The sequence below is a fragment of the Candidatus Methylarchaceae archaeon HK02M2 genome, from assembly GCA_024256165.1.
GTDB lineage: Archaea > Thermoproteota > Nitrososphaeria > Nitrososphaerales > JACAEJ01 > HK02M2.
Genome location: JAKLZG010000027.1, coordinates 45,188 through 56,207, shown reverse-complemented (window position 1 = coordinate 56,207; position 11,020 = coordinate 45,188). Strand labels below are relative to the sequence as shown.

Here is an 11,020-nt window from a genome sequence, read left to right as displayed (position 1 = left end):
GTTTAACTTTAAATTCGATCATAGGGCTTGTTGATACTTTAATCATCATTCTCATCTACGAGCTTTTTATTATTTTTGCATTACTGGCTATGCAGACACTCGGCATACTTAATCTAATCTCGTCTAGTATTAAGATAAATATCTTGATTGGTTCGATTATAGCGGCACTTTTACTACCCAGCTTGAACTTTGTAAACCTCTTTCCTATCGAGTATTCCAATATGCCATACCCATCAACATTTACAGCAAAAGTAATAACCTCTCTGTTAAGTAAAGGTCAACTTGATTTCTCAAACATCTTGTTTCTGATATCTTTCATCTTTATAGCTTCTATTTTGTATTACTTTATCTCTGAAAAGAACCTATTTTATCATATAAAGCCTACTGTAATGCTCTCCTTTGGTGAAAGTAGACCCCAAGCTCAAGCTATTAAACAAAGGAGTATGATAGAAAAATTTGGACCTTTAACTACTTTTTTAGCTTTAAATCCTCTTAAGGGCTCTTTGACTAGCTTTTTAACTAAGAAGCATTTGATACGAATGATCCGAGACGGTAGTTTATTTTCAATAATATTACTTTTCGTTATTTATGCGGCAATAAGTATAGTTTTTCCAATACTTTCACTAGACACAGATGTACCGACAACCTCACCTCTATTTCTTTTAACTTTCTATAGCGCTCTTGTCCCATCTATTATAGCTACTACTTGGAATTATTCTGATAGAGAGAATTTATGGTTACCTCTAACTTCTGGAAAGCATATAATTGAGTACTTCGAATCATTCTTTTTAGCACTTTTAATAATCGCTCTCATCTTTCCTTTAGGGCTGATATTGCTTTCTCTACCTTTCACTGGCTTTTCATCTATATGGATTATTTTAAACACTCTTGCAATCGCCTCTTTTACATCTGCTTACACAGTTCTTACCGTAATTTCTATCAAAATGCCGAAAGAGGGTGGGATATCCTTGGGTTATGTTCTCATTCTTTTTTTACCTATTATGGGAGGTTACATTACTGCTACCCCGTTTCTAACAACGATGATCTTTGCCTCAAGCTATTCTATACAATTTCAACTGTTGCTAATTATAATTTTAATTACTTACTTAGTATCAATACTTTTTGGACTGTTAAAACTGATTAAAAAAAGGGTTATGTATTTTCAGATGTAAATTATAAACCGTGAAAAGGAAAAAATATCAAAAATGTTTTTGACTATTTATAAATGGAGTGAATAGTTATCTTGAGAGAAAAATTCTAGGTCAGATGTAGAATCCTCCCAAATCTAAATAGACGTTAAAAGTGTATTGATGCAGCGTACTTAAATCACCCATTATAACTCAGCCAAAATAATCCTCATATCCAATGGAATGTTAAGGTAATTTTTTTCAATATTTAGACATAAAATGTAGATATTATGTATATTCAAATTACTAACATTTATTAAAGATAATATATTAAAAATGATGATTACTGAAATGCCCGTTGCTTTCGTATTAATAAACACAGACCTTGGAACTGAAAGAGATTTACTTATAAAGCTTGGGAAGATTAAGAATGTAGAGGAAGCTCATTTTGTTTATGGTGTCTATGATATTATAGCAAAAATATCAGCAGATACTATGGAAGAAGTCAAAGAGATAGTTGCATGGAAAATTAGACGTTTAGAGAATGTCAGATCAACACTTACAATGTTAGTAATTGAAACTTTATAAAGATATTAAGCATATAGTATTATAAATATTATTTAATGATTAAAATCATATCGAGCAAGCCATCTAGCTCATAAAGAAAATGTGGAAACTTATCGATTGGAATTATAGGAACTTTGTTCATAAAAAATATTTGTTCGTTATAAAGTGTAACTATCAATGGAATCACACATGATACGTTAAGTCTTCTTTTTACTTCACTCTTAATTAATTCATTTACCCTTTCAATTTGAGCATTTGCAACTTTAGATATATTTGATACTCCCATTGTAGAGTAACGGTGTTTACAATCTATGGCTAAACCCTTCTCATCCTTAATTGCTAAGATGTCTATCTCCCTTCGAGGGTGTCTCAACCTAAAATTCTGATGGACCGAATACCCATTATTTGATAAGATAAAACAAGTAAATTCTTCAAAATCCTTCCAGTTCATAACTTTTGATACTTCATCTACAGAAGAGCCCATCTTCACAGCTGACACTGCAGTAAGGATCTTTCCTCCTTTTTGAAAGTAAACGCTATTTTCATCTATTTCAGCAATATTTTTACTTTCGAGATAGCTTAATACTTCCTTTAACATATCTATATTAAGACCACAGTTACGAGCCAGAACTCTTAAGTTAATTTTTCCTTCTATAATATGTGGAATTAAATTTATCATCATAAGTCTCATTTCATATCTCCTCTTTAAGCGATAAAACTAAGAAGTTAATATTTAATGGTTGTATAAGTTGATTTTGTGAATGGCAATTGAATATTTTCAGCTAAGAAAAATTGACTATTCTATATTTGTAATTAAGAATGAATAAAGTGGAATGTTTTTAAAGCAGAGATTGATAATAGTCGATTTGAAGTAGAAGATTCTATGATCGATCGGAAAGATTTGTTTAAGACAGTTTCTTATGTGGCAATCATTTTGATTGTTATGGGAGCCATCTGGGTAGTGCCCAGAGTTGCATTAGGAACGACAACACCCTTTCTAAGTGTATCAGGCCCAAGTATGGAGCCAACTCTCAACGACGGTGACTATATTATCATTAAGGCCGACACTTTTGATTCTTTATCAATAGGCGATATCATCGTTTTCTACCACCCTTATGACTATAAAAATGAGATAATTGTACACCGTATTTACGATATAAATCTAAACTCTGAACAAGTCTTAAGAACTAAGGGCGATAACAATAACTATCCTGACCCTTGGTATATAGAAGAGGAAGATTATATAGGTAAGTTTACAGGCATTAAAATTCCCTATCTAGGGTACCTTGCCCAATTATTTCCCTTACCTCTGAATTATGCATTAGTTATAATCATTCTTTTAATTATATTGCTTATAGAATTATATCCATTAAGAAAAGAAGAAGATAAAGAAAATAATATGAAAATACCAAGACTAACTTATGTGTAACTCATTATTTAAATATATATTTTCACTTTTATCTCTCGTGTAACTTAGTCATTATTTAAATACTAGTTTTATTTGACCTTATATAGTGAAGTTTATATTGCCCCAGACGAAAGCCATTATTAGTATTGAAAATGTAGTTGCTTCTGCCAGTGTTGATCAAACTATCGATTTAAATGAAATCGTAAGACTCTTTCCCGATGTTGAATATCATCCAGAACAATTCCCAGGACTTGTCTTTAGATTGAGATCCCCAAAGACTGCTACACTCATCTTCAATTCTGGTAAGATGGTTTGCACTGGTGCAAAATCAGAAACACAAGCCAAGAAAGCTGTTAAAGCTGTTGTCACAAAGTTAAAGAAAGGTGGTATTGAAATAATTCATGAACCAATTATAGTTATACAAAATATTGTAGCCTCAGCTGGTCTTGGTGGCAAGGTTCATCTTGAAGAAGCTGCTAGGAAATTAGAGCAATCGATGTACGAACCAGAGCAATTTCCCGGATTAATCCATAGGATGAGAGAACCTAAAACTGTTATTCTTCTCTTTGCTAGTGGTAAACTTGTTTGCACAGGCGCAAAAAAGGAAGCCGAAGTTTACCAAGCCGTTAGCAATCTACATAACTTATTGGAAGAGAAAGAGTTAATGATATACTAAAATCAAACATCACTTTTAACCATATTATAGATTGCCATTCTTTGATCGATATCAATTATATCCTTATCATAAAGTAAGTCTGCAATTTCCGTTATCTTTGCAAGAGTTTTAAGTTTTATTTGAAAAGTTGCTAATCTCTCTTTACCTCCTTCCATCCTATCGATCAAGACTAAGGCATTTTCGACTATTCCCCCTTCACTTTTTATAGCCTTTGCAGTTTTAAGGATGGAGTTACCCGTAGTTATCAAATCATCCAATATTGTAACTCTCCAACCCGGTTGTAGTAACCCTTCAACTTTCTTTAAAGCGCCGTGTTTCCTCGCCTCTTTTCTAACATATATTAAAGGTTTTTTTAAGTCATATGCTACAGCTGTTGCAAAAGTTAAACCAGCAGTAGGTATCCCACCAATAGCATCTATATTTTTAAGACCCACCATATTTTTAAGAGCTTCAACAAAAACATCTACTGTCTTATTGAAAATTTCAGGAAAACTGGGCACAATACGTAGATCAATATAATATGAACTCATCCTCCTACTAGTGAGTGTGAAAGTTCCAAATCTGAGGGCTCCTGTCTTTACAAGAACTTTTCCAAGTTCTTCAACAAGCTTAAACCTTTTCTGATCCCAACCCATAAAATACCAACTCTAATTTATTTGGTATCTTGACTTCTTAAATCTACCTCATTTCTTTGATATTGAATAATTTAATGGTGACCATCGTTATCATTTAATAACTGATGTTATAAACTTTAAATGCTATTGAATTTTTAGTCATAGTTGAGGAAAGATGAGCAAGACTGTTACAAATTTAAAAAATGCTTTTGCTGGCGAATCGCAGGCAAATCGAAGGTACTTAGCTTTTGCAAGAAAAGCTGAAGAAGAGGGATTCAAACAAGTTGCAAAGCTTTTTAGGGCAGCTGCAGAGGCCGAGACGATTCATGCCCTGAATCATCTTAGGGTAATGGATGAAATAAAATCAACAGTAAATAATCTAAATACTGCCATTTCTGGCGAGACTTTTGAGTATACAAAGATGTATCCCGAATACTTAAGTATAGCCAAGCAAGAAGAAAATCACCGCGCTACTTGGAGTTTTGAAGTTGCAAATAAAGTTGAGAAAGTCCACGCTGGTTTATTCTCAAAGGCGGTTGATGCATTAAAAAATAAAAAGGATTTGGAAAAAGTTGATTATTACGTCTGTGAGGTTTGTGGTCATACTGTCGAAGGTATAGCGCCAGATAAATGTCCTATATGTGGAGCATCGAAAACAAAATTTTTCAAGGTAGTTTGAGAACAAGAGATATTTATTAAAAGGAAAATTTCTTAAAAGGGTTATGCGAGAGACTCTCATAATTCGCACTTTCGAAAATAGTGGAACAAAATATGTTGTTTTTAGTGGAGAGAATCCAGACTATGAAAGTGATTACTTCGTCAAAGCTTCTGGAAGGTTGAATTTTATTAGACCTATTCAAATATGCGACCCTTATCATTTAAAATCTAGATCATATTTCAGATATACTTTAGGTGGTCCATTCACTTTAGTTGAAGAAGGAGTAGAGTATTTATTTGATCCGAAGCAAGATGGATGGAGGGTAAAATATCCTGAAGGAAGTTTTGAATTTAAAGGAGATCAGGAAGTACTACAAGTAATTTTAAATAAGATTAATATTAAGAAAGTAATGCAAACTCAAAAAGAAGCTGAGCTTACGACTGAGGAATCAAAAAAGGCTTTAGCTGTTTTATCTGAAATGTTAAAGGAAAATATCTTTCCTCTTGAAAAATTCGAAAAGATTAGAAAATATGCCGAAGAATGTAAGGATGAACGAGTCAAAGACATGGTCAGAATTGTTCAAAAACATTTTCATAAAACTCAAGAAGAGAATTCTGACGTAGTCATCCGTATAGTTGAATAGAATTGAAAGTTGGTTCAACTTAGTAAAAATAATATGGATGACTACTTAATGAGAAATCATTAGGTGAATTAGCCTATCTAATCGGAGCTCTCCATCCCTTACGTTAATAGGATTTTTGTCAAGTTTATGAATACCTATATCCAACATAAATTGGGTTTAATTTCACTCAATATCGTAATCTTGGATAAAACAGAATCTCTAATCTCATCTAGACCCTTAAACTTTCTAACAATCTTGCCATCAACTATGAGGTCACTCAATAGTGGATAGTATCCTTCTGGTTTTGGATTCTTATAAAAAGTTACGACATCTTCAAAACTATCTTCCTTTCTATAAACTTCTTTTCTACCACCAATGTCTCCCCTTTTCGCCCTAAATACATCCTTTTCTCCTACAATTAACTCAACTATCTTTGCACTGAAGTCGAATGTAGGAGCATTACTCACATTAGTTCCTATGCCAAAACCATCAACTATGTCTCTTAATTCTAAAATTGCATCCTCATTCAAGCCTCCCGATATAAATATCTTCACATCTTGTGCACCCCTTATCTTCAATTCCCATCTTACCTCTTCGATTATCTTCCTCCAGTTTCCCCTTCTTGAGCGAGGCGTATCAAGTCTTATACCATATAGATTTTTACCCAAAGCTTCGAAGGCCATTATCGCCTCCGTCTTCTCATCAAAGAATGTATCGACTAGTGCGATGCGAGGGACTTCACGAGGCATTACCTCATCAAAAGACTTCCATGTAATCTCTTGATCTCCAAAGCATTGAATTAAAGCATGGGGCATAGTTCCAACTGGTTTTTTTCCCATCATTTTGGCTCCTAAAACATTTGAAACGCTATCAAATCCTCCAAGGTATGTTGCCCTTTCAACAGTAGGTGCAAGAACAGGGTGAGCTCTTCGAGTCCCAAAGCTGAATACAATTTTATCTCCTACACACATCTTTACTCTCGCAGCCTTTGAAGATATCCCAGAAGACATGCATAGTAAACCTAGTAGGGGGTTTTCGTACACTGCAAAGTCCCTATACCTACCCTCAATCTGAAGAACAGGCTCATAAATGACAGAGTCTGATGATGTCAAGAATATCTCCCCCTCTTCCATAGCCCTTACATTCAATGGAAGACCTTCTAAGAGTTTGGCCACTTCATAAATTCCAGTAACAACTCCCCAGTTATCTGGATATGGTAAATTTCTAAGATAAACTTCCATCACAACTTTAGGATTAAGTCCTTTTTTCTCTAATACTTGAAGTGTATATATAAAATAAACATCCGTAGTTTCTGATCTTTTTATTTCATCTTCTTTAGCCAGCCAGAACATTCTATCTGTTAAATCTCTTCCTTCATCCACGCCCATACGTTCCATCAAAAATCCTTCGAATTTAAGTTTGGTGATATTAAAATAAACTATCGAATTCTTACATATTCGGTCACTTATGAAAAATTGAAGAAAAATTCTTGTTATTTATGCAAGGCGGGATTTTTCCTTCAACAACCAATTTATAAATTAAATTCGAGTTTTCATTCATCAACCTTAAAAAAGCCGGCCAAGTTATCACACTTTTTCCTATATAATTTGAACCATTTTTTACCACTATCACGACCCTTCCCTTTCTTGAGAAATTTGCAACTTCATAAGATATAGTAACTTTCTTTAAGAATGTAACCTTAGCTTGAAATCCATCGGACTTAGGAATCTTTGCCCTTGTTAGAGCCACTACGTAGATCATATCGTTGTGGTTAGGGCTAACATTCCAATATTTATCTCCCTTTATAGCTTCTATGAGATTCTCTATATCCTTATCTGAACACTTCGGATACATCTTTTTAAAATGAGTTAAAAGTTCTGATCTTCTCAACTAATAGGCATTAGTATATTTAAAAAATCAAATACTAAAATGTTTAAGTCTCCTAGACTTGTTGAGAGTTAAAGCCTGTTTTTGTGATCATCTCTAACCCGAAGAAAACCTAACAAGTTCAAAAAAAGGGGGGATGTTTGTTTATGGAATTATCGATACGAGCCAAGGCGAATATGTGAAATTCTGCGTTATCTCATCGCCTATCCCTGGACCTACTCCGAACGTAGCTGGATCACCTGGGCCGCTTATTGCACCCCACCAGTTGTATCTTGCTTCATCTTGGAAGTCATCTTCCCAATCAGGATTGTTGATACCATATCCAACATTCTCGTATATGTTGTTGTAGGTGATTATAGGATCGGATTGATTATTGGCTATGTATACCCCATCTGCGAAGTTCCTTATTATGTAGTTCCTATTGGCGGTATTGCCACCTATTGTAGCGTTCGAATCATATAGATAAATTCCGTAAACGTTGTTGGCGATATAGTTGCCTATTATGGTTGGGTCTGTGGCAAAGCAGTAGATGCTGATGTTGTTGCCTATGATGTTATTGTCACTTATCGTTATTGGACTGCGTATCTCGAAGAGGCGGGTTACATTTATACCTACATCATTACCTGATAGAGAACCACTATAACCTATGATGTTATCTGTTATCAAGCCGGTGCACTCTTCCAATCTAATACCATGGTCGTTGTCTGTTATCTTGTTGCGCTGTATGGTCAGATCTTCACACCCACCAGCCCAGATACCATTTTCGCTGCCACCTACGATCATGTTATCTTCCACGATTACATCATCGGATACGAAGATACCTACTTGGTGGCCTACGTTGTAGCATATGGTGTTGTAGGCAATTCTTGCTCCATCACAGGGTATTGATATCTCAAGAAGACCTGGAATATCGAGATATACCCCAACCACTAATGCATATCTAAAATCGAGCTCTAATGGGATTATTTCTAATTCTCCAAGATCCAGTATGAATCCACGCTGATACATTATTGTGTTATGTAGTATCTGTGGACTCTCACATCCTAGTAGGACCATTCCTATCATGTTATTGGTTACTGTATTCCATTCAATTGTTATTGGATTGCCGAAACCTCCTATGATCCATGCAATATACTGATCTTTCAAGATATTACCTTTGATCAGTAAGTTCTCAGAAATTAGGTCACCAATTTCTCCAGATATATCGCCCAAAGTAATCATTCCAACAAGATTTCCCATTATCTTGTTGAAGATGATCTTTACATCAGATACACCGAACATAACAGAAGCTATCGTATTTCCATTGATGGTATTATATGCTACCGTTACAGGCTCCATCAGATAGTCATCATCAAATTCTCCCCAGAGTAATATTCCAACGCCTGCATTTCCTTCTATTTCGTTATATGTTATGACTACATTCTGTCCGTATGCAACGGATACTCCAGCAAATCCAAGTAAAGTCTCTAAATCTTGCAATACATTTTCTATTAAATTGACAAGGTCTACTCCGTTACCCATTATCTTGTTGTAGCTTATAGTCACACTAAGTTCTACTTCTACATCAGTTCCATCTACTTCCACGATTGGCCAATCTCTATCTCCAACATACAAAATACCACCATCTTCGTTTGCCAATATCTTGTTGTGAGTTATGGATACTATCGGACAGTAGAAAAGAGCTATGCCATCGCCCATTCCATACCCGCCATCATTATCTCCACCGTCGAATTTAAATGCGTTTAAGCTGTTACTGTAAATTAAGTTGGACGAGATGGATACGTCATTCATATACATTAGGAATATGCCCGGACCTTCATTTTGAAAGATCTTATTACCTTTTATCTTTATATTATGTACTGAATTTGGATCATCCTCATAAACAGCAACATCATTTAGACCTAGAATACCGCCTCCAAATGGGGTTAAGCCTTCTTCTACGCCATTGTTGGCGATAATATTCTCAAGTATCGTTATGTCTGTCGAATCCTCGAAGTATATACCGCAGACATCATTATATAATATCGAGTTCTCCTTTATGATGATCTCACCCTCATCACAGTCCTCTATATATATACCGACCACAGCGTTGTCAACGATTATATTGTCATATACAAATCCGCTTGCACCGTAATAGAATTCGATAGCACCTAAATGCTCATCACCATTTGGACCACCTGGAAGTACTGTACCATTTGTAAGTGTACATCTCTCAATGTAAAGGTATGCACCTACAACGGTTATACTCTCCTTTTGTAGGTCGATCATGGAACCTTGACCAAATATTCTTGTATCACCGGTTATTGTAACACCGCCAGTATACAGAATGCTAGGATCCAGCCAGAATTCACCACCTGTACCACCGCCTACTGCATCTGATAGTGCTTCAGTAGGCTCTGCAATGGCTGGTAGTGGTATCACAAGAAGTATAGGCATCATTAGAAGTAATATAATCGTAACAGTTCCGATTACCTTTTTCATTTTTTATTCGGTATTGGTTATCTATATTTATTAATAAATCTTATCACATTAGAAATATTCTAGATATATTAATAACTTCATTTTAATTCAGAGTAACAGATCAATTCAGGGTTGATTGATATCATAGATCCTATTTTAATCATGATTTTATCTTCTTTATGACGAGTTCAGCAACCTTCCTACCTGAGAGTAACATACCACCGAAAATAGGACCCATTCTCGGTGTCTGATGTAAAGCAGCTACTGCCATCCCAGCAGCATAAAGTCCGGGACAAACTTCTCCAGTCTTTTCAACCGTAAATCTCTCACCCATATCAACCCACAAAGACTTATCCCCAAATATCTTTAAATTGAGCTCAGGCATCTTACGCGATACCACAGCTAGAACTTCGGCATCATGACCAGTACAATCTATGATAGCATTTGATCGAATTGGGAGAGGGTCGACATGAAGGCCAGACATAACAACAGACGTCCATTGAACTACTGCGCCAATGATCTTAAATGGAGACTCTCTGTATACTACATCATCTACAGTTATGCCAAGAATTATCTTTGCGCCAGAATCTATCGCTCCTGTTGCCAGTTTAGCTATCATTGCCGAAGTATCAGCTAAATATACACCATCCTCAACTATTTCTAATTTACAACCTAATTCTCTTAATATTTCATCCGCAGGTCTCTCAATGATTAATTTATGAAATCCCATTCCGCCTCCACCTATTCCTCCACCAAAAGACAATCTCCTCTCTAAAACTAGGGTTTTTAATCCACTTCGCGCAAGATACATTGATGCTGTAAGTCCAGCTGGGCCAGCTCCTACAACTATTACATCACATTTTGAAAAGTTAATCCAATCCTCTGAAGCTCTTTGTATAATGGCTCTTGTTATCAGTGTCTCATCTACAGGTTTAATATCTGCCAATCTTATTCTCAAAGAAAACTCACAATCGGCTTATTAAGCTTTAAAGTTGACATTT

Annotated in this window: 12 protein-coding genes; 6 read left to right on the top strand and 6 right to left on the bottom strand. The window is 35.3% G+C overall.

Translation table 11 applies throughout. The annotated features are described in order from the left end of the window. Both L6N96_02555 and L6N96_02550 read left to right on the top strand, forming a co-directional pair. On the top strand, nucleotides 1–1,172 hold a 1,172-nt coding region (locus L6N96_02555), incomplete at its 5' end, for a hypothetical protein (GenBank protein MCP8323046.1). A 291-nt stretch (nucleotides 1,173–1,463) separates the two neighbouring features. Then, the gene (locus L6N96_02550; GenBank protein ID MCP8323045.1) at nucleotides 1,464–1,715 is read left to right on the top strand and encodes an Lrp/AsnC ligand binding domain-containing protein; all 252 of its coding nucleotides are present in this window, start codon (nucleotides 1,464–1,466) and stop codon (nucleotides 1,713–1,715) included. A 28-nt stretch (nucleotides 1,716–1,743) separates the two neighbouring features. Here L6N96_02550 and L6N96_02545 read toward each other — a convergent pair whose 3' ends face one another. Beyond that, nucleotides 1,744–2,385, bottom strand: a complete 642-nt coding sequence (locus L6N96_02545) for a restriction endonuclease (protein ID MCP8323044.1) — start codon at nucleotides 2,383–2,385, stop codon at nucleotides 1,744–1,746. Between the two features lie 192 nt (nucleotides 2,386–2,577). Here L6N96_02545 and L6N96_02540 point away from each other — a divergent pair, with 192 nt between their 5' ends. After that, a complete protein-coding gene (locus L6N96_02540) occupies nucleotides 2,578–3,123 on the top strand; it encodes a signal peptidase I (GenBank protein ID MCP8323043.1) in 546 nt (181 codons plus the stop codon). A 97-nt stretch (nucleotides 3,124–3,220) separates the two neighbouring features. Then, nucleotides 3,221–3,778, top strand: a complete 558-nt coding sequence (locus L6N96_02535) for a TATA-box-binding protein (protein ID MCP8323042.1) — start codon at nucleotides 3,221–3,223, stop codon at nucleotides 3,776–3,778. A 2-nt stretch (nucleotides 3,779–3,780) separates the two neighbouring features. Here L6N96_02535 and pyrE read toward each other — a convergent pair whose 3' ends face one another. After that, entirely contained in the window at nucleotides 3,781–4,413 is a 633-nt protein-coding gene (gene pyrE / locus L6N96_02530) for an orotate phosphoribosyltransferase (GenBank protein MCP8323041.1), read from the bottom strand. Nucleotides 4,414–4,567: 154 nt separating this feature from the next. Between pyrE and L6N96_02525 the strand changes: the two genes are divergently transcribed. Beyond that, nucleotides 4,568–5,071 carry a rubrerythrin family protein gene (locus L6N96_02525; protein MCP8323040.1) on the top strand — a complete coding sequence of 168 codons (504 nt, stop codon included), beginning with the start codon at nucleotides 4,568–4,570 and terminating at the stop codon, nucleotides 5,069–5,071. Between the two features lie 43 nt (nucleotides 5,072–5,114). Further along, complete coding sequence (locus L6N96_02520; GenBank protein MCP8323039.1) at nucleotides 5,115–5,693, top strand: hypothetical protein; 579 nt, start codon at nucleotides 5,115–5,117, stop codon at nucleotides 5,691–5,693. A 134-nt stretch (nucleotides 5,694–5,827) separates the two neighbouring features. Here the strand turns inward: L6N96_02520 and L6N96_02515 are convergent, their stop codons facing one another. From L6N96_02515 to L6N96_02500, 4 genes are all read right to left on the bottom strand, one after another. Beyond that, nucleotides 5,828–7,060 (bottom strand): nicotinate phosphoribosyltransferase, encoded by a 1,233-nt coding sequence (locus L6N96_02515; GenBank protein MCP8323038.1) that lies wholly within the window; start codon nucleotides 7,058–7,060, stop codon nucleotides 5,828–5,830. A 73-nt stretch (nucleotides 7,061–7,133) separates the two neighbouring features. Continuing rightward, nucleotides 7,134–7,562, bottom strand: coding sequence for a hypothetical protein (locus tag L6N96_02510; protein MCP8323037.1), 429 nt, complete (start codon nucleotides 7,560–7,562; stop codon nucleotides 7,134–7,136). A gap of 141 nt (nucleotides 7,563–7,703) precedes the next feature. Next, nucleotides 7,704–10,040 carry a right-handed parallel beta-helix repeat-containing protein gene (locus L6N96_02505; GenBank protein MCP8323036.1) on the bottom strand — a complete coding sequence of 779 codons (2,337 nt, stop codon included), beginning with the start codon at nucleotides 10,038–10,040 and terminating at the stop codon, nucleotides 7,704–7,706. Between the two features lie 139 nt (nucleotides 10,041–10,179). Beyond that, nucleotides 10,180–10,977: a sulfide-dependent adenosine diphosphate thiazole synthase gene (locus L6N96_02500; GenBank protein ID MCP8323035.1), complete on the bottom strand. Its 798-nt coding sequence runs from the start codon at nucleotides 10,975–10,977 to the stop codon at nucleotides 10,180–10,182. Between the last annotated feature and the right edge of the window lie 43 nt (nucleotides 10,978–11,020).

Coding starts and splice junctions, on each gene's coding strand:
- L6N96_02525 (MCP8323040.1), top strand. CDS start 4,568: ATGAGCAAGACTGTTACAAATTTAAAAAATGCTTTTGCTGGCGAATCG.
- L6N96_02520 (MCP8323039.1), top strand. CDS start 5,115: ATGCGAGAGACTCTCATAATTCGCACTTTCGAAAATAGTGGAACAAAA.
- L6N96_02515 (MCP8323038.1), bottom strand. CDS start 7,060: ATGGGCGTGGATGAAGGAAGAGATTTAACAGATAGAATGTTCTGGCTG.
- L6N96_02545 (MCP8323044.1), bottom strand. CDS start 2,385: ATGAGACTTATGATGATAAATTTAATTCCACATATTATAGAAGGAAAA.
- L6N96_02540 (MCP8323043.1), top strand. CDS start 2,578: ATGATCGATCGGAAAGATTTGTTTAAGACAGTTTCTTATGTGGCAATC.
- pyrE (MCP8323041.1), bottom strand. CDS start 4,413: ATGGGTTGGGATCAGAAAAGGTTTAAGCTTGTTGAAGAACTTGGAAAA.
- L6N96_02550 (MCP8323045.1), top strand. CDS start 1,464: ATGATGATTACTGAAATGCCCGTTGCTTTCGTATTAATAAACACAGAC.
- L6N96_02505 (MCP8323036.1), bottom strand. CDS start 10,040: ATGAAAAAGGTAATCGGAACTGTTACGATTATATTACTTCTAATGATG.